This window comes from Psychrobacillus sp. FSL H8-0483 (assembly GCF_038637725.1).
Lineage (GTDB): Bacteria > Bacillota > Bacilli > Bacillales_A > Planococcaceae > Psychrobacillus.
The window spans coordinates 2,158,062-2,176,855 of sequence record NZ_CP152052.1; the positions used below are offsets into that span (position 1 = coordinate 2,158,062).

Consider the following 18,794-nt stretch of genomic DNA (forward strand, 5'->3'; position numbering starts at 1 on the left):
GTCCGTGGACAAAACGTCTTTTTTTAACTTTATAAATTCTTGCCTCGTATGGCTATGACTCAAAAACGTTAAATTCTTCATTGCCCACGTCTATGTTCTGAGCGGCTTTTACCTTTATTATCATTTTTTTAGAAACATCTTTTAATGTTATTGTTGACATATCTATATTTTTTTGTATTCCATGTCATTTGATGTGTCTAAAACGAGCATAGCTGCCCCAAGCATACCTGCTTCATTTCCAAAAACAGCTCGTATCAGCTCTAATGGCTTCAGTTTCAGCGGTTCTACTTTCTCAAGAAGACATTCCCACCAATCGTCTGCAGATTCTGAAACTCCCCCCCCAATGACAACACAATCCATATCCAGCACTGCTTGAAGAGTAGAAATGATAATTGCGAGATTAGAAAGAAATTCATCACGAACTGCTATTGCACTTGAATTACCAGTCGATGCGAGTCGGAACAAGTCTTGCGGTAATGCCATATCTCCAGTTTCTGGATCCACTACATTTTCCTGTTGAATCATTCTCTTTAGTGCAGTTCCAGAAACATATTGTTCGCTGCAGCCACGTCTTCCACAACTACAAAGCAAGCCATTTGGATATAAAATCATGTGACCGACTTCTCCAGCACCACCATGTATCCCATTCATCACTTCTCCATCAAAAACGAAGCCGCCTCCAAGTCCTGTTCCTACAGTTAAACAAACAACTCTTTGAAATCCAGCCGCTCCTCCAAGTCGCGCCTCTGCAAGAGCAGCGCAATTGGCGTCATTGTTTATCTCTACACGAAGACCAGTAGCAGCTTCTAGCTGAGCTTTCACAGGGGTCCCTTGCCAACCTTCCAACTCTTTTTCGAATGTGACTACACCTGTTTTCGCATCTACCATTCCTCTTGTTCCAATACCAATACCAATAAGGTCAGGAAAATCCGTTTTCACCTTTAAAATCTGTTTTTCAAGATAAGGGTATAAAGGTAACAATGTGGGAATCGTCCTATCAGTGATAACTTTGCCGTTTTCATTTACGACACCCATACGTATTTTTGTTCCCCCAATGTCCACACCAAGTACTTTTTTCAATTTATTTTCCCCTTTCAAAAGCGAGTACAAAAGCTTCATAAGGACGTACTTCTATGATATTTCCATTAATAGTTGGAGTTTCATAGTTAGCTATGATGATTTTTCCGTTATTATTTTGTACGCCACATAGTTCACACTCTAATTGTTCCGTATGCGCGGAAAAATTTGTTACGATAATCCATTCTTCTTCCTCTGTTTGTCGTTTATACACAAAGAGGTGCGGATGATCAGGAATTAACAATTGGAAGCTCCCGTTTGTAAGAATGTCATACTCTTTTCGTAAATGAATAAGTTTTTGATACGTATAAAAAATCGATGAGTGATCGGCAAGGGCTTGCTCTGCATTTATATTAGACATATTAGGGTTCATCTGAATCCAAGGTGTCCCTGTAGTGAACCCACCATCAGATGACCATTGCATAGGCGTTCGAGCGTTATCTCGCCCTTTCGCATAAATACTCGCCATTATCACTTCATTCGCAATACCCTTTTGACGTTTCTCTTTGTACATATTAAGTGTTTCGATATCTCGATAGTCATCAATACTATCAAACTTCACATTCGTCATGCCTAGCTCTTCACCTTGATAAATATATGGAGTTCCTTGAAGCATATGAAGGCAAATCGCCAACATTTTTGCGGATACGTCACGATATTTGTCATCATCACCAAAACGTGAAACAATACGAGGCTGATCATGGTTATTCCAATATAGGCTGTTCCATCCCACCTTATGAAGTGCGTGCTGCCACTTCTCTAAATTGAGTTTTAATGCAACTAAATTTAAAGGCTGAACATCCCATTTTTCATACGGTCCGCTGTCTAAATTCATATGCTCAAATGTGAAGATCATATTCACTTCATTATTTATTGGATCGGTATAGATTTGCGCATCTTCGGTTGAAGCCCCTGGCATTTCCCCCACTGTTATTACGTCATATTTGCTCAAAACTTTTTCATTCATCTCACGTAGATAAGTATGGATTTTCGGCCCATTTATAAAAAATGGACTCCCATCTCCATACAATTGCTCTGGATGAATCATTCCATCTGGCAATTGTGCATCTTTTGAAATGAAGTTGATGACATCCATTCGGAAACCACCAATTCCTTTATCCAACCAAAACTTCATCGTATCAAAAATTTCGTTTCGAAGAGGTTCGTGTTCCCAGTTCAAATCTGGCTGCTTTTTTGAAAATAAATGTAAATAGTACGAATTAGTGGTGTTATCTTTTTCCCAAGCAGAGCCAGAAAATATAGAACTCCAATTATTTGGAGGGTTTTCCTCCTTACCTTCTCGCCAAATATAATAATCGCGGTAAGTCGAATCCTTAGAAGATTGTGATTCAACAAACCAAGTATGTTCGTCCGAAGTGTGATTAACTACAAGATCCATTACAATTCGAATCCCTCGCTGTTTCGCTTCATCTATCAATTGCTCAAAATCTTCCATCGTACCAAACTCTTTCATAATTGCCCGGTAATTTCGAATGTCATAGCCGTTATCGTCATTTGGAGAATCATAGATTGGGCTCAACCAAATGACATCCACACCTAGTCTCTCTATATAATCCAGTTTTGAAATAATGCCTTGTAAATCCCCAATACCATCGCCGCTTGCATCCATAAAACTTCGAGGATAAACCTGATATACCACACTTCGTTTCCACCAAGGCTCTACCATTTTCTCTCACCACCATCCTATACCCTACGTTAAAATTATTCTAAACTCCCACAATAATAATGCAAACGCTTACACGTTTTCGTTATCCATTTGAACAAAACATTAGTTTGAGCGCCTATTCTTGTTTCTATTATATGATGTTTTTAATTGCAGTTAAAAACTCATATACAAAATAACTCCTCAAACTACATTCCCCTATTAAAATAAGTTACTATACTAATTCCTGGTTTATTTCCCCTTTTAATGATAATTTCGATGTCCTTGCAAAAATACCTTCTTTATTTGAAAAAGAATAGCTCTAAAATTCCCTTTATAAATTCCCCTTTTGCTTCCGTATATTCCGATCGAGTAGATTTTTTAGCTAAAGAGATTTTCAAATGTTCATATGAACTTGCTACTTCTGGGTGTTCTCTTAAGTAATTGCGGAAAGTAAGATGTCTATGCAATTCCGCACTATCTTTTGTACATACGTATAAATGATGCTCTAACCAATGTGTTTGATCGCCCCCCCACGGAACAAATTCATCCTTTCGGGCAAAGGCTTCTCTTCCCTCGATTCCTAAATTCCCTTCGTATAAATACCCTAAATCTTGTAGTTTAAGACTAACTTTTTCAAATTCATCATTAGCATTTATGACCAAGTCTAAATCGATAATAGGCTTAGCAGCTAAACCCTTTACTGAGGTACTTCCAACATGTTCGATGCATATTACTAACTCACCAAGCGAGTTCGATAACACTTGTTGAAGTAAAAGAAATTCATTTTCCCATTGTTCATCATATGGTACGATTCTTATTCCAGTTGTCCGTTCTCCCACGTTCATTCTCATTTCCTCCATATATACATATTTACTATGTTCCTCATTTAACTTCTTAATTAAAACAACAGCTTGATCAATATGGTTGACATCAAATATTTCAATGTTAAGATTTTGTGATGACTTTATTTCCCTAGCTTCAGCAGCATTTTCACTAGGAATAATCATGAATGGATAACCATTTTCCTCCGCTATCAGTACCTTTTCTTTTATCATCCCTATACGTAACACATCACCTGTTTCACTAAGTGCACCCGTCACACCAAAGGAAAACTTATTTGAGAGCTCCCCTTGTGCAATTAGAACTGTCAATGCTACTCCTAATCCCACACTATCCCCTGAAATATCTTCTCTACTTAAAAACGCTTCAATACTGGAAGTTTCACCTTCCAGATAACGCTTTACATTGCGTTTCATAAGAGTAAAATGATCTTTATTAATCCTTAACAATCGGAGAATTTCAGCATTTTTACTTTGATAACGGTCTTTATTGTTTATTTTATGTAAGCTAATAAAATCGTTTTCTTGTTCTAAACGTTTAACAATTACTTCTCGATCTTCTATGTAACCAATATCTTCCGTTCGAACAACCATTAAGTGTATTCCCGAATTGTCAATGACTTCTATAGGATCCGCATAAAAACTTGCTGTAAATGTATGCCCCTCATATTCTAAAAGTAGAAATTCAAAGCATATTATTATTGCTACTATGATTGTGGAAATACTCATTATCACTATCTTTGCTTGATCTTTTCGAAAATTGATCAAGCATATTAACTGGATAGTTAATACAACCAATAAAGCCCCAACCAGTATAAAAGCATTGATCAAATCCTGAAAATATATAAACCACAAAACTAGATATAATAAGAGGGTCACAATACCTGACGCTATATAAGTAGCAATTTTTCGTTTATCAAACATATATAGTCCTCCTTCTATATACATAATTTATTATCATTTGAATTTCCTTCATGAATATCGTAATTTTTGTTGTATTTACAGCAAAAATAATTTACCTTAAACTAATAAAAAGCTATTTATTACATAGAAATGGTTTATTAAATAAATCTAGAAACGGACGGAAGATAATTGAAATCAATAAGAATAACACGAGAAGACGATCTAAAAAAAGCTTTTCATATCAGAGAAGAAGTATTTGTAAAGGAACAAGAGGTACCGTTAGAATATGAATTTGACGAATTCGACACACTTAACGGAACGTGTGAACACGTTTTAGTCTATTCCGAGGAACAACCTGCCGGAACCGGAAGATTAAGAGTCGTAGATGGGGTAGGTAAATTGGAGAGAATTTGTATCTTAGTTCCTTACCGTAAATTGGGACTTGGAAACATAATCATTAACACATTAGAAGAAATAGCGAAAGAAAAAGAATTAGATAAGGTTAAATTACATGCCCAAACACATGCAGAAGGTTTTTATGCAAAACTTGGTTATCAGACTTCATCTGATGTATTTATGGAAGATGGTATTCCGCATATTTTAATGGTAAAAGAATTATCATAGGCATTTGAACCATAGTTATCTCCTTCTCTAGAGAAAGGAGATAACTATGGTTCTTATATATTATTCCTTCATTCTTCTTCACGGTAACTATTATGAGTTGGTTCAAACAGATCTTCCTGAGCATTTCTAACAACCGAAAAATGATCGACATTGTAATGCCCATGAAGTATTTTATTATGATGAGTGATTATCTGTTCGGCAGATAAGGTTGGAGAGTCAGTCGTTGAATGCCCATCTGATACTAAAGTGACATCAAAATCATTGATGGTGGCAGTTCTAACCGCTGTGTCAATGCAATACTCTGTTTTACACCCCATTATTACAAGATGTTCGATCTCATTTTCCTTTAAAACGCTCATCAATGGCGTTCCATAAAAGGAATTTGTTGCTTTTTTATCATATACTTTTGACATGGAAGGTACTCTAATATCTTCGTGTATTTGAAACCCTTTTCCTGTCCCTTCAGCGACATCCTTATCTCTTATAAAAACGATTAATGCATCTGATTCTACTGCTTTATTAATAACCAAATTAATATTATCTACTAATTTTTCTTTATTAAAAACACTTTTTTCATTTTGATTTCCATCAATTAATTCCTGTTGAGCATCAATAACTAGCAAAGCTTGTTTCACTTTAAAAACCCCTTTTCAATTTTATTTAAACTCATTTCTCAAGCTGCATCCCCTTTTAACTACTTCGATGTCCTTTCAAAAAAAACCTTCTTTAACCTGAAAAAGAAAAACCTCTTGATAGAGCATATAAATTTATAAAGGAAAGTATTCCATAGGCTCTTTACAATGCATGTATCCATTCCTTCTATAGAAATCGATGCTATCATCACTTGGCCATACAATGATAAATTCATATCTTCTATTTTTCGACCATTCGTTTATGGTTGTGATTAATTTACTTCCTATACCAAGATTCCTGTAATCCTTCACTGTAAAGACATTTGTCATAAATGCAAAAGGGTAAGTTACTCTGCCAGGACGTGGCACCTTTTGTATTAATTCTATGTAGATATGAGATACAATTTTTGATTCTTTCTCTGCAACCCAAATAAACCAAGTTTCACTCTCAATCGCATTTTCTAAAAAGGAACGGCACTCGATTTTAAATACTTCCAAATCGCTCTCCTCAAAAGTTTTCGTTTCATTATCCTCAAAAGTGAAATCCCATCTCATTTGAATCAATTGGTCGATATCTTTTCTTTCTGCTAGCCTAATCTGCACTATTTCTTCCTCCTTTCACTCACATTATGTAAATTAGAATTATGAAATTGATTCATCCTAGTAACAATAGTAAGAAGAAAAGAAAATAGTTTTCTTTATCCATGTAAGGATCCTCCTAACTATCCTCTTCTAATTATTCTATTTAGAGTAAGTATATCCCTGCTTTTCTATTTACCTTCTACCATCTTGATACAAAAAGAGCGTCTCCAGCTACTGCAGAGACGCTCTTTTTGTATTGTATATTAGCTACTTGGGTATGCTTCGGACAAAATATATCTGTCTCTTATTATGGTGCGATGATGAATTTCATGACCGGCAATAATTGTTATGAGTGCACGGACAGTTACTTCACAACTGTTTGCAATCCCTCGACGAAGCCAATCTTCGCTTGTTAGACTCTTAATCAAATGAATAGTTGATTGACGCACAGTAGACAAATTTTGAAGCAATTCCTCTACGGACTGTTTATCAAATGCTGCATTTTGAACATATGCAACATCGTTATAACCAGGAAGAGCAATTGTCTCACCGCGAGCTATGGATAGGAGCCTATACCCCATTATTCGCTCTGTATCTGCCAAATGACCAATCACCTCTTTTATGTCCCATTTATCAGGAGCGTAACGGAAATGGGCTTGATGTTCCGAAATATCCTGAAGTAAGGAAATTGTTTCTTCCATTTGTATATCTAAAATTTTCATTATATCTCCATCAGGTACCAACTCTACATAAGTAGAATAATATGGAGCGTATTCATTTTTTTCCATGTATTTTCCCCCATCTTATAACTTAAAGTCTATTTCTTTATTTTACAAGTTCTGTATTTCTCCTTACATAGGCCTTTTTACAGTTTATTTTGAACACTCTAATACATGAAACGAACTTCCTTCTCCATATCCATTCATAACTTTGTGAAGAACAATTTTATGAAATCCATTCGACTCGAGAATATTTTCAAATTCACCTGTTTCATAAAGTCGAATAGGAAAATCCATTATTTCTGTTTTTTCTATATGCTTTCCTTTCATCAATTGATATTTTAATTTCATATTTAGTAACTTGCTTTCCCCATCATAATGGGCTTTCTTGTGTTCAACGATCATATAGTTATCAAAATGTTGCCTATTCGTTTCAACCCAATTAGGAATATCTTCAACTTTTCCATTTTTCGTCATAGTTGTTAGAAGTAATTTCCCATCTTCTTTTAAAATCGATTTCATGTTTAGAAGACTATTTTTTGCTAAACTATCAGGTAAAAGTGAAAAAGATCCAAACGGTATCAAAATTAAATCATACTTTTTAGTACTTCTAAATTCTTCTATTTTTGCATGAAATACATTTGGTTTAAGATTTAACCTATTTCCTTTGTCCACACATACTTGCAGCATTTCTTCTGACATATCAAACCCTTCAATATCGATTCCATGTTGCATAAAAGGAATCAACATTCTTCCGTTTCCACACATTGGTTCTAATACTTTCATGTTTTTGTCTTTAACAAAAGAGAGATAAAACTCAAGTTCTTTCCCCTCTGCGATAGATTTATCCTTCTCGTAAATCTGTGTGCAAAGTTCCCCATAGTATTCATTCAAATTAATAACCTCCTTGAAACTTCTACATTTCTTTCGCAACAATTCTCCTAATGATTATAATATATTTACTTTTTCAGGACATCTAACAAACAATAGCCAAGTACAATTCCTGCTACTGTAATGAATGGAGTAAAAATTGTTATTCTGAAGTAATCCGCAAATAAAAAGTGTTCTCCGAATGACTTATAAGTCCAAATGGGAATAGTTGCGATATAAAGAGTTGGAGTACCAATAGCTAACAATTTCACCCAATCGAATGTCCACTTTTTCTGTTGCTTAATGTCTTTGACCAATCCAGGTAACTTTAATAACATCCCCATTAGGATTGGAAACACAAAATAGAATATCAATGTTCCTTTATAATCAAACGTTGATTCTGCAATAGCCTTTAATCTCATATAATATTGGCTGCCTAAATAACAGATAATAAAAATAATGAGAACCCAAATAAAATAATACATAAATCGCTTCAATTAAAACCTCCCTACACAATTGATACTTCACATTAGAGTCAGCCATAGCACTTATTTAATGGAGGGATAAAGATCTTTTAAAAAATCTCGTCCTCCAAATAATGAAAATATGATAATACAAAAGCGATGCAAGTATTCCTAATACTAAGAATCTAAACGTATCTGCATTTATTGGAAGTGGCCCTCCTAAATTGAAAAACAATATAACGATGGCAGTAATTTTCCCTGCAATAATATAACAAATAAGAGCATGTAAATACTGAGTACATAAAATATCAATAATAAACGAGCAAATAAATCCAGCAATGATAAATACTGGCCCCGAGAATATGCAGTAGATTATAAAATAAGCTGATAACGAAAGACCATATGTGTTTAATTCTCCACTTAAGAAAGGTACAACTGTAAATACAGCTAATGAAAAGCTGAAAATAACAGTTGCTATTATCCCTATTAGAATACGTTTGCCTACCTCGACAAGCATACTTAAAACCACCTTTTGTTTGAAGAAAAATAGACATTACATAATCAAAATTCCATTTTCAATAAAAGCATTTTCTATTTCTGAGAATAATTCCTATATTTAATATATTCTTTACCATATCAATAAAACCCTTTATCAAAGCAAAAACATTTTAAACAATAGAAAGTGTTTATGTTCGGATGAAAACTATCACGAAGTTAAATCATATTTCCCCAAGTACCTGATTATACAAATATAAACCCACCTATGAAAATGTGATAGCAAACATTTTCATAGGTGGGTAATGGTATTTATACAATAATCTTTGGTTTTCTTTGTTCCAAAATCGGTTCTTTACTTTCAATTTCTTCGCATGTTTCAATATCAAGGAACGTACTTGTTTCATTAAACCATTGATCTGGTGCTTGGTGTCCCCAGAATGTTTGGCGAAGTGGGTCATTTAGATCCCAACGTTTTGGTTCTATGTCTGGATCACTTGTTAAATAATCACCTGTGTACAGCTCTATGCGATGCCCATCTGGGTCTCTCAAATAGAGGAAGAAAGCGTTAGATAATCCATGTCGACCTGGTCCACGTTCAATAGAATATGCATATCCCATACTCGCTAAAACGTCACAGCAATCGAGTACGCTTAGTCGATCTGCTAGTGTGTATGCAAAATGATGTAGCTTTGGCCCAGGACCACTCATAAAGGCTTGGTCATGAACAGTTGGTTTTCGATAAAGCCATGCCGCCCATAATTCCCCGTCTTCTGTATCCGTATACTCGGAACACGAGAATCCTAGTTGGTTTACAAAGAAATCATAGGCTTTTTGAACATCGGGTACTGCACAGTTTGCATGATCAATGCGCTGTATTTTCGCTCCATGATATAGGTCGTATCGCTGCAGCATCCGGTCAACAGTGATCATTTCCGCAAAAAATTCTAATGGAATGCCAGAGATATCATGGACTCGAAGGGTTCTTCCCATTCCATGTTGCACACCTTTCGCCATCCACTTTGTTTTTAGACCCATGGAGATAAATAGCTTTTCAATTTCATCGAGGTCCTGTTCTTTTTCCACTTTATAACTAAGTACTTCTACAACGGCTTTTTCTGCTTTTTTCAATAATAAACTATGATGCGAATGTTCTTCTAAACCTCGTAAATAGATATGATTGTCATCCCTTTCTGTTTCAATCATGCCTAAGCCATCCACATAAAATTTACGGGACGCCTCCAAATCCAATACATGAAGAACAGTTCGCGCGAATCGAATGATTGAAAAATCCACCGTGTTCACCTTACCTTCCACTATTTTTCCCGAACTGCTGTATGTGATGGTCAGCAATTGAAACATGAATAATTTTCTGTTCCGTATAAAAATCAAAGCCGTAATGTCCACCTTCACGTCCGATTCCAGAGGACTTTGCACCTCCAAAAGGAGTTCTTAAATCACGAACGTTTTGGGCATTCACCCAAAGCATTCCAGCTTCTACTTTATGCGCCACACGGTGACCTCGTTTAATATCGTTCGTCCATACATAACCCGCAAGCCCATATTTAATATCATTTGCCAACTTAATGACTTCTTCTTCATCTTTAAATGTCATGACAGTCAGAATAGGACCGAAGATTTCCTCTTGGGAAACGCGCATGTTATTTTTTGCATTTAGAATAAGCGTCGGTGCGACAAAGTTCCCTTTAGCAAGTTCAAGTGGGATGTCTCCTGTAATGACTTCAGTGCCTTCTTCTTTTGCAATTTCTAAGTAACCTTTCACCTTACCATAATGTTCTTTATCAATTAATGGCCCCACTTCTGTACTTACGTCTAGTGGATCACCAACTTTAATATTCGCAACTCGAATCCTTAAAGCATCAATAAATCTATCCTTGATTCCTTCCTGTAAAAACAAGCGTGAGTTCGCAGTACATCTTTCCCCATTAAAAGAATAGATTCCCCAGACACAAGCATCTAAAGCGCGATCGAAATCAGCATCCTCAAATACAATAATAGGAGATTTTCCACCAAGTTCCATTGAGCAGCTTTTCAATGTATCTGCACTATTTTTTATAATTGTTGAACCCGTAGTCGTTTCCCCAGTAAAAGAAATAAGTTGGACATCAGGATGTTTTACAAGTGCATCACCCGCTATTTCTCCTCGACCATGAACAACGTTAAAAACACCCTTTGGAAGGTCTGCTTTATGAATCACTTCTGCCAATAAATTAGCCGAAAGAGGAGAAAGTTCTGCTGGCTTTAAGACAACAGTATTACCAGTAGCAAGTGCTGGCGCAACTTTCCATGTTTCTAACATAAAGGGAGCATTCCACGGTGTGATTAATCCAGCCACTCCTACAGGTGCATGAATTGTGTAGTTGATAAATTCATCATCCACTTGATAGGCATCACCGACCAAACGATTCTCTACCATGCGAGCATAAAATCGGAAGTTTTCTGAAGCACGACTTACCATCTTTCTCGTTTGGCTAATGGGAAGTCCCGTATCAAGTGCTTCTAAGTAAGCGATTTTCTCTATTTCTTCATCAATCAAGTCAGCTATACGGTAAATATATGCCAATCTTTTCGAAAGCTTCATTGTTTTCCAAGGGCCATGATCAAAAGCTTCCCGTGCAGCTGCAACTGCTTTATTTATATCATCCGATTGCCCTTCAGAAACTTCATTAATTTGTTCATTTGTAAATGGATTCATATTTTTAAACGTCATTCCACTTATAGCGGTAGTAAATTCTCCATTTATATAAAGTGAAATATCCTTTTGTGTTTCATGTATTAAAGAAGCTAACTTCTGAGAAGATACCAAACTAATCACCTAGTTTCTTATTATAGTTTTAAAGCTGATTCCTTAGGCAAAATGGTAAGATCAATTAGTGATTTCCGAACTTCTTCTTGTATTGTTGGTGAAGGTAATCCTAAAGGTAAGCGGAGCTTCGGTGTAATTTTGCCCATCATGCCTAGTGCCACTTTAACCGGTGCAGGGTTTGTGTCTCTAAATAGCGCGTCATTTAATGGCATTAATTCGAAATGAAGATCCTGTGATCTTGCAACATCACCGGCTACCCATGCATTGTACAGCTCTGCTACTTTTGAAGGCTCGACATTTGCTGTAGCACTAATAAATCCTGCGCCTCCAATTGCAAGCATTGGGTAGCAAAGTAATTCAATCCCAGAGAATAGTAGAAAATCTCTTCCACAGTTTAAAAGCACCCGATTTACGTGCTCAAAGTCTTTATTTGCTTCTTTAACACCGATTATATTTGGGCAATCTTCTACTAAGCGCTTCATCGTGCTCACTTCCATATTGACAGCTGATCGACCTGGAATATTGTAAATAATGATTGGTGTTTCAACTGAATCTGCTACTGTTTTAAAGTGCTGATAGAGTGCTTCCTGATTTGGTTTATTGTAGTATGGTACGATAACCATTGCAGCATCTGCGCCTAGCTCCTCTGCATATTTCGTTAGCTCCATTGTTTCATCATGATTGGTAGACCCTGTACCTGGTGCAAAAAACACACGTCCATCTATCGTCTCTTTTGCAAGTTTCATAACTCTTTTTCTTTCATCAATTGTTAAAGAACTCGGTTCTCCACTCGTACCTGTAACTGAAATCCCATGACTTCCGCTTTCAATTTGCCAATTGATCAGCTCGATCAATACTTTTTCGTCAATTGCACCACTTTCAGTAAAAGGTGTAATGACAGGACAAATAGAACCTCTTAACTTCTTTTTAGCTTCTTCATATGCCAATAGAATCTACTCCCTCTCTAGTTCTTTTAGTTCGCGATACTTTCCTTGACTAAATAATAAAGGATCTCCTTGATTCATTTTTACTCCAGTCACTTTACCAATAAAAATGGTATGGTCTCCGACTATATATTCGCTATGCAGTTCACATGTAACAACCGCTATTGTATCTTCCAGAATTGGCAAGCTTTTAAAGGAAGCGAATGTAATGTTAGATTCTGAATCTAGCCGACCAGCAAATTGATTCGATTCGTTTTGTTGGTTAGTAGATAATATATTAATAGCAAATTGCTTCGAAACTTTTATATGCTGATGCATTTTTGCATTTTCCCCGATACTAATTGCTACTAACTTTGGATTTAGAGAAACGGACATAAAAGCATTCGCAGTCATGCCATAAATTTCTTCCGCTACTTTTGTTGTAATGACCGTTACGCCTGTTGCAAAACAGCCCATCGCATTTCGGAATAACCGATCATCAATCTCGTGATTTTCTTGGTGCATCATGCATCCACCTCTCTACTTTTTGGAGACGTTGACTAGGTATTAGAATATTCCCGCTTCCTTTTTTGCTTTATTTAAAAAGTTTGTCACCATATCTTTATAAGGTTTCTTATCAAATCCATCATAATAAGCATTCGACATTCTCACAGGATCCCCAAAGAAATAGTATTCGTAAAGTGCTTGGCGATTTCCGAAAGCACTAATGGATATATCCCACGCTAAGCGGAATAACTGTACTTTTTCCTCTCCATTTATATTTGCACCTTGTGTGTAACGATGGACTAACGGACCCACATCGGAATTGCTAAAGTCTGCTTCGGTTGGTAGTGCCATTAAACCGGAAGCCCCTAGAATTTTAATGATTTCATTCATACGCTGATACATTTTTGGGAACCAGTTACGTGCAGCATTTAATGGTTCAAAGTCTGGCGTCATATTGCCATACTGATCGATTTTGGCATTATGCTCCGCTCTGAATAAATGAGAGCGCATAACCTCTAAAATAACCATGATTTCACTTGCTTTTTCTTTCACATGCATGAATTGATCAATACCAATCGCTTCCATCATACTTATAACGACACCTAAGATAAATTCGGTTTTTACGACGTTTTTCGAAATAACCTGATGCGTCATGTGTATAACCGCATTTGTCTCGGCATACGTACGGTTGCATATATTTGTACTTTCACATACAAAAACTCTTTCCCATGGAACTAATACATCTTCAAATGAAATAATTGCATCACTCTCATCAAACCTAGCTCCTAATGGGTGATCCCATTTGCTTTTTCCATAGTCGAATGATTCACGAGATAAGAATTTCAAACCCTTTGTATTATTTGGAATTGCAAACGCAAATGCGAATGGATCATCTGTAGTTCCAGGTGTTCTATTTATCGTAGAAGGAAATACGACGAGTTCATCGGTAATACCACCTAATGTTGCCAGGAGACGACAACCATTCACTATAATCCCGTCTTGGGTCTTTTTTGTTATACGTGCTGATAGAAATGGATCTTTTTGCTCTGCTTGCGTTAACATTGATCGATTTACTTGAGGATGAATTAAAGTATGGGTTAAACTAATATCGTTTTCTCGTGCATATTCATAGTAATCTGCAGCATTTTTACCAAATTGCTCACTTCCACCGCCCTCTTGCGCAAAAAACTGGCTAGCAGTTCCGAAGGCCATAATACTTGTATTCAAGTAGTCTGGGGAACGCCCCATCATCCCACCTGAAAAAGTTGCCCATTCTGTATGCATTTCACGTCTTTTAAACAAATCTTCTTTTGTTTTAGGAGCAATAAAAGATAGCCCCACTTTTTTACCAGATGTCGGTGAGGTATATAGCATTTTTTCCGGCTTCTCATGCTGTAAATCGTAAAGACCTGCAACGCTTTCTACTACATTTTTAAATGCTGGATGTGTAGTTACGTCTCCTACTTTTCCCCCATGAATCCATACTTCCGTATTCCTCTTTTTAATGCCTTCGATATATTCTTTCCCCGTTCGTGCGCCCATTCTATTCCCTCCTCTTATTGCTAGTTGTTAGGTTAAAATTGTATTTTCATAATTCTCAGAACTACAAATGTACAAAGATATATGAAATAATATATGATTATAGTTATAAATTCACAGTTTACTTATTAAATCTTGCGTGAATATTATTTTGTTTATAAGTACCAGCTTCACTAAATTCAATAAGTTCCATAGACAACGCTAAGTATCGTTTGGACATTAGTTCGGAGAAATGCTCTTTCATGACCTCAAATAGCGTATGACAAACTTCTTTCTTTATTTCCTCGGAACGTCCTGCTCCAATTTTTAACACTGCATGGACGAATGCATCATCCTCGGCTCCATCCGCCACTCGATAGTCTTTTAATTCAATCGCTCTTGAGCGAATACCTCCTATTGGAAAAATAGGGGCTCGTGCAATTAAAACTCGATGGATTTCCTCTAGTAGCTTTGCGAGATTGGCTTCATCTTTAATGTTATCCGTGTACTCCACAATAAAATGCGGCAAAAAAAATCCCCCCTTTTGCACTATCGATTTGCAAAGGAATCATCTCCGATTATGGTATTTACTAAGCGACCAATTCCTTCCACTTCCGTGACAACAACATCTCCAACGGTAGTATCCACTGATCCTTTAGGAGTGCCTGTAAGAATGACATCATTTTCACTCAATGTCATAAAGCTAGTTAAATAAACAATAAGCGATGGAATATCAAAGATCATATCCGCCGTTGTTCCTTCTTGAACCAGTTTATTATTGACATGTGTCGTCAACTTTAGCTTCATTGGGTCCTCTATATCTGTTGCATCGACGATCCATGGTCCGAATGGTGTACAGGTATCACGATTTTTCACTCGAAGGTTCGGACGGTAATAATTTTCTAAATAATCTCTGATGGCATAATCGTTTGCGACACTATACCCCTTAATATATTTGTATGCTTCTTCTTTTTTCACATGTCTAGCTGTTTCCCCGATAATTACAGCTAGTTCACATTCATAGTGCATATAGGTGACATCTGCAGGACGACGTGTATATGCTTGATGCCCAATAAACGTATTCGGTCCTTTTAAAAAAACAAGGGGTTCCGATGGGGCATCAAATGAAAGTTCTGCTGCATGATCCGCATAGTTCAGTCCTAGTGCAAACACCGTGCGCGGCACAATCGGTGTAAGCCAGGTTACTTTATTCTCTTCTACTATTCGGCCATCATCTAACTTAAGTCGCCCTTCCCATTCAATCGCTTCATGAATGGCACCCCCATATGCAATCCGCGCTTTTCTCATATCTTCCCCCTCCAATTGATTTCACTTTCATCCACAATCACATTTTCTAAGCTCCCAATCCCACCTATTTCGATTCGAACTTTATCTCCTACCTTTGCTTGTGGAGCTTCTTCAGGGACTCCTACGAGTAATACATCTCCAGGGCTTAATGTCATGAACTCTGTGACATCTGCAAGTAGGCGGGATACCGAACGGATCAAATTGGAAGTCGAATTTTCCTGCTGGAGTATACCATTGATAAATACCCGAATGGCTAAATCATCTGGATTCTCTACTTCATGACAATCTATAATCCATGGTCCGATCGGACAAAACCCATCACGTGATTTATGTTGAACTCCTGGTCGGTAAACGCTTTCATTTGGTACGCTGACATCGTTTACGATCGTATAGCCTGCTACGTAATTTAGTGCATTCTTTTCATCGACTGCAACTGCTAGCTTCCCTATTACTAATCCAAGTGCTGCGCCAATCTCCAATTTCTCTATCCCTGGTGGCATGGGGATTGCTGCACCATAATGATTGAAGGTATTTGCTGGTTTAATATAAAGAATAGGAGCGAGTGGCGGCGAACCATATGGTTTGTCATTTACAGCATCTCCTAATTTTTCAAGAGCCCCCTTATAGTTCAGTAGCGTACCATAAACTGTACCTATAATCGGGTTGTCGAACTGTATTTCATTAACACTTAACACCCTGTTCCCTAAAACAACTGTATTCGTTCCTGCATGCACATCCACTAATGCTAAATTCCGTTCCCCTAACACTTTGATCCTTGCCCTGGTCATACGTTTCACTCCTTCATCTGCCAGGCTAATTTTCAATAGCGAAACAACTATATTTCCTAAGAAATACTAACTAAGAAACAAATAAGGGCACCCATCTTCTAGGCTGAAGTTTTCAAACCACAAACTATTAAAAGAGGTGCCCCTACATTTCAGAAACTATATTCTCAAAATACCCTTATTTAGTTGTCCATTATTTAACACAAACTGAAACAAATTACTATATGGATAACAATGCTTTATCACTTGTTAATTTCTCGCCACGAATCCGTTGGAATTCATCCATCAGTTTGGGAATGGTTAATTTTTTCTTTTCTTCTGCTTCTATCTCTAAAATGATTTGACCTTTATCCATCATAATAAGCCTGTTCCCTAAGTCTAGCGCTTGTTGCATATTATGAGTAATCATAAGAGTCGTTAGCTGGTCCTTTTCCACAAGCAGCTTCGTTAAATTCGTAATTAATTCTGCTCGCGATGGGTCTAGTGCGGCAGTATGTTCATCCAGAAGTAAAATAGACGGTTGTGTAAAGGTAGCCATCAATAGTGAAAGTGCTTGCCTCTCCCCACCAGAAAGCATTCCTACTTTTGCATTCAATCGATTTTCCAGGTTTAAATGAAGGGCTTCAAGTGATGCACGGAAAAATTCACGGCGTTTCTTGTCAACGCCCTTTTTTAATGTACGTTTTTTGTTTCGTGAGTAAGCCATTGCTAAGTTTTCCTCAATCGTCATCGTAGGTGCGGTCCCTGCCATTGGATCTTGAAATACCCTCCCAATCATCTGGGAACGCTTATACTCCGGCATTTTTGTAACGTCTTTATTAGCAATTTCAATTACTCCAAAATCAGGAGAAAGAGCGCCAGAAATCATATTCAACATAGTCGATTTTCCAGCACCGTTGCTTCCAATCACAGTCATAAAATCACCAGGATTTAACTGCAGATTGATTTGATCCAATGCAATTTTTTCATCAGGTGTTGCTTCATTAAACAATTTATTAATCTGACTGAGCTTTAACAACGGCATTCCCCTCCTTCATTAGCAAATGTTTTTGCTCTACTAATCGTTCCGCATGGCGTTTAGCTTTCCTATTTTTTTCCCGCTTCTTTTCAAAGAACTGGGGCAAGATAAGCGCGCAAATGACAATAACCGCGGTAATTAGTTTCATATCTCCCGTATCAAGAAAGTCCACTCTTAGTGCGAGGCCAAGTACAATTCTGTAAATAATGGCTCCAGCAATTACAGCAAATGTTGTTCGGACAATCGTTTTCGTACCAAATATTGCCTCACCAATAATGACAGAAGCTAGTCCGATAATAATCATCCCAATTCCCATTCCGATGTCCGCAAACTTTGCATACTGAGCGATCAGGGCTCCAGAAAAGGCAACAAGTGCATTTGAGAAGCCAAGACCAAGAATCACAAGTGTGTCTGTATTAGCAGATAAGCTTCGAATCATTTTCTTATTATCGCCAGTAGCTCTTATCGCAAGACCTACTTCGGTTTTCAAAAACCAATCGACGACAAGTTTTATAATCAAAACAATAATAGTCATGATGAACAAAGTACCCCAAGTTGAAGGTAAGTACTGAAAACCCAGCATGCTTAAAAAATTTGTAATGGCCTTGTCGATACCTAAATTACCCCAAAAGGTTTGGAACTGAATAAATATTGTTTCAGCATTTAATAAAGGTATATTTGGGCGACCAATGGAATTCGGAGAAGTGAGTCCCATTATGCGTAAATTTATAGAATAGAGCGCGATCATCATTAAAATCCCAGATAGAAGTGCATTAATTTTCCCTTTTGTATGTAGGAGACCGGTAACACATCCAGCAAGAAAGCCAATAACTATGGCTACTGCTGTAGCTACCGCCGGATGATATCCGAAGATAATCATCGTGGCAGCAGTTCCAGCTCCAGTTACAAAACTTCCGTCTACTGTTAAATCCGGAAAATCTAGCACTCGGAATGAAATATACACGCCAAGTGCCATAATTGCATAGATGATTCCTTGCTCCACAGAGCCAAATACTGCTGAAAACATGTAGAACCAC

20 protein-coding genes and 1 pseudogene are annotated in these 18,794 nt (G+C 37.0%); 1 reads left to right on the forward strand and 20 read right to left on the reverse strand.

Translation table 11 applies throughout. The features are described from left to right. Positions 1–162 precede the first annotated feature (162 nt). The 4 genes and pseudogenes from MHB48_RS10315 to MHB48_RS10330 all read right to left on the reverse strand — a co-directional run. Complete coding sequence (locus tag MHB48_RS10315) at positions 163–1,080, reverse strand: ROK family protein (RefSeq protein ID WP_342598013.1); 918 nt, start codon at positions 1,078–1,080, stop codon at positions 163–165. Position 1,081: 1 nt separating this feature from the next. Then, positions 1,082–2,764, reverse strand: coding sequence for an alpha-glucosidase (locus MHB48_RS10320; protein ID WP_342598014.1), 1,683 nt, complete (start codon positions 2,762–2,764; stop codon positions 1,082–1,084). A 278-nt stretch (positions 2,765–3,042) separates the two neighbouring features. Continuing rightward, positions 3,043–3,588, reverse strand: a complete 546-nt coding sequence (locus MHB48_RS10325; RefSeq protein WP_342601350.1) for a GrpB family protein — start codon at positions 3,586–3,588, stop codon at positions 3,043–3,045. 72 nt (positions 3,589–3,660) lie between these two features. After that, a pseudogene (locus MHB48_RS10330) lies at positions 3,661–4,530 on the reverse strand (S16 family serine protease); the annotation flags it as partial. A 144-nt stretch (positions 4,531–4,674) separates the two neighbouring features. Between MHB48_RS10330 and MHB48_RS10335 the strand changes: the two are divergent. Then, entirely contained in the window at positions 4,675–5,109 is a 435-nt protein-coding gene (locus MHB48_RS10335; RefSeq protein WP_342598015.1) for a GNAT family N-acetyltransferase, read from the forward strand. A 68-nt stretch (positions 5,110–5,177) separates the two neighbouring features. Here the strand turns inward: MHB48_RS10335 and MHB48_RS10340 are convergent, their stop codons facing one another. From MHB48_RS10340 to MHB48_RS10415, 16 genes are all read right to left on the reverse strand, one after another. Beyond that, positions 5,178–5,744: a cysteine hydrolase family protein gene (locus MHB48_RS10340; protein WP_342598016.1), complete on the reverse strand. Its 567-nt coding sequence runs from the start codon at positions 5,742–5,744 to the stop codon at positions 5,178–5,180. Between the two features lie 132 nt (positions 5,745–5,876). Next, positions 5,877–6,344 (reverse strand): GNAT family N-acetyltransferase, encoded by a 468-nt coding sequence (locus tag MHB48_RS10345; protein WP_342598017.1) that lies wholly within the window; start codon positions 6,342–6,344, stop codon positions 5,877–5,879. Positions 6,345–6,586: 242 nt separating this feature from the next. After that, complete coding sequence (locus tag MHB48_RS10350; RefSeq protein ID WP_342598018.1) at positions 6,587–7,111, reverse strand: DinB family protein; 525 nt, start codon at positions 7,109–7,111, stop codon at positions 6,587–6,589. Positions 7,112–7,195: 84 nt separating this feature from the next. Then, complete coding sequence (locus MHB48_RS10355; protein WP_342598019.1) at positions 7,196–7,936, reverse strand: class I SAM-dependent methyltransferase; 741 nt, start codon at positions 7,934–7,936, stop codon at positions 7,196–7,198. Positions 7,937–8,001: 65 nt separating this feature from the next. Continuing rightward, positions 8,002–8,409, reverse strand: a complete 408-nt coding sequence (locus MHB48_RS10360; protein WP_342598020.1) for a hypothetical protein — start codon at positions 8,407–8,409, stop codon at positions 8,002–8,004. A 55-nt stretch (positions 8,410–8,464) separates the two neighbouring features. Further along, a complete protein-coding gene (locus MHB48_RS10365) occupies positions 8,465–8,893 on the reverse strand; it encodes a hypothetical protein (protein WP_342598021.1) in 429 nt (142 codons plus the stop codon). A gap of 290 nt (positions 8,894–9,183) precedes the next feature. After that, the gene (hpaD, locus tag MHB48_RS10370) at positions 9,184–10,167 is read right to left on the reverse strand and encodes a 3,4-dihydroxyphenylacetate 2,3-dioxygenase (protein ID WP_342598022.1); all 984 of its coding nucleotides are present in this window, start codon (positions 10,165–10,167) and stop codon (positions 9,184–9,186) included. Positions 10,168–10,177: 10 nt separating this feature from the next. Beyond that, entirely contained in the window at positions 10,178–11,698 is a 1,521-nt protein-coding gene (gene hpaE, locus MHB48_RS10375) for a 5-carboxymethyl-2-hydroxymuconate semialdehyde dehydrogenase (protein ID WP_342598023.1), read from the reverse strand. Between the two features lie 20 nt (positions 11,699–11,718). Continuing rightward, positions 11,719–12,645, reverse strand: a complete 927-nt coding sequence (gene hpaI / locus MHB48_RS10380; RefSeq protein ID WP_342598024.1) for a 2,4-dihydroxyhept-2-ene-1,7-dioic acid aldolase — start codon at positions 12,643–12,645, stop codon at positions 11,719–11,721. Between the two features lie 6 nt (positions 12,646–12,651). After that, positions 12,652–13,146 (reverse strand): flavin reductase family protein, encoded by a 495-nt coding sequence (locus MHB48_RS10385; RefSeq protein WP_342601351.1) that lies wholly within the window; start codon positions 13,144–13,146, stop codon positions 12,652–12,654. Between the two features lie 42 nt (positions 13,147–13,188). Further along, positions 13,189–14,670: a 4-hydroxyphenylacetate 3-monooxygenase, oxygenase component gene (hpaB, locus tag MHB48_RS10390; protein ID WP_342598025.1), complete on the reverse strand. Its 1,482-nt coding sequence runs from the start codon at positions 14,668–14,670 to the stop codon at positions 13,189–13,191. Positions 14,671–14,788: 118 nt separating this feature from the next. Beyond that, positions 14,789–15,175, reverse strand: coding sequence for a 5-carboxymethyl-2-hydroxymuconate Delta-isomerase (locus MHB48_RS10395; protein WP_342598026.1), 387 nt, complete (start codon positions 15,173–15,175; stop codon positions 14,789–14,791). A gap of 20 nt (positions 15,176–15,195) precedes the next feature. Continuing rightward, positions 15,196–15,954 (reverse strand): fumarylacetoacetate hydrolase family protein, encoded by a 759-nt coding sequence (locus MHB48_RS10400; RefSeq protein WP_342598027.1) that lies wholly within the window; start codon positions 15,952–15,954, stop codon positions 15,196–15,198. Continuing rightward, positions 15,951–16,742, reverse strand: a complete 792-nt coding sequence (locus MHB48_RS10405) for a fumarylacetoacetate hydrolase family protein (RefSeq protein ID WP_342598028.1) — start codon at positions 16,740–16,742, stop codon at positions 15,951–15,953. The genes MHB48_RS10400 and MHB48_RS10405 overlap by 4 nt, the downstream gene beginning before the upstream one ends. A 217-nt stretch (positions 16,743–16,959) precedes the next feature. Beyond that, the gene (locus MHB48_RS10410) at positions 16,960–17,757 is read right to left on the reverse strand and encodes an ABC transporter ATP-binding protein (RefSeq protein WP_342598029.1); all 798 of its coding nucleotides are present in this window, start codon (positions 17,755–17,757) and stop codon (positions 16,960–16,962) included. Beyond that, on the reverse strand, positions 17,735–18,784 hold the full coding sequence (locus MHB48_RS10415; protein WP_342598030.1) for an ABC transporter permease: 1,050 nt from the start codon (positions 18,782–18,784) through the stop codon (positions 17,735–17,737). Before MHB48_RS10415 ends, MHB48_RS10410 begins: the two co-directional genes overlap by 23 nt. Positions 18,785–18,794: the final 10 nt, after the last annotated feature.

Bases quoted from the DNA above. Each gene is read 5' to 3' on its own strand.
- MHB48_RS10320 (WP_342598014.1), bottom strand. From the start codon at position 2,764: ATGGTAGAGCCTTGGTGGAAACGAAGTGTGGTATATCAGGTTTATCCT.
- MHB48_RS10325 (WP_342601350.1), bottom strand. From the start codon at position 3,588: ATGAACGTGGGAGAACGGACAACTGGAATAAGAATCGTACCATATGAT.
- MHB48_RS10350 (WP_342598018.1), bottom strand. From the start codon at position 7,111: ATGGAAAAAAATGAATACGCTCCATATTATTCTACTTATGTAGAGTTG.
- MHB48_RS10365 (WP_342598021.1), bottom strand. From the start codon at position 8,893: ATGCTTGTCGAGGTAGGCAAACGTATTCTAATAGGGATAATAGCAACT.
- MHB48_RS10385 (WP_342601351.1), bottom strand. From the start codon at position 13,146: ATGCACCAAGAAAATCACGAGATTGATGATCGGTTATTCCGAAATGCG.
- hpaB (WP_342598025.1), bottom strand. From the start codon at position 14,670: ATGGGCGCACGAACGGGGAAAGAATATATCGAAGGCATTAAAAAGAGG.
- MHB48_RS10400 (WP_342598027.1), bottom strand. From the start codon at position 15,954: ATGAGAAAAGCGCGGATTGCATATGGGGGTGCCATTCATGAAGCGATT.
- MHB48_RS10405 (WP_342598028.1), bottom strand. From the start codon at position 16,742: ATGACCAGGGCAAGGATCAAAGTGTTAGGGGAACGGAATTTAGCATTA.
- MHB48_RS10415 (WP_342598030.1), bottom strand. From the start codon at position 18,784: ATGTTTTCAGCAGTATTTGGCTCTGTGGAGCAAGGAATCATCTATGCA.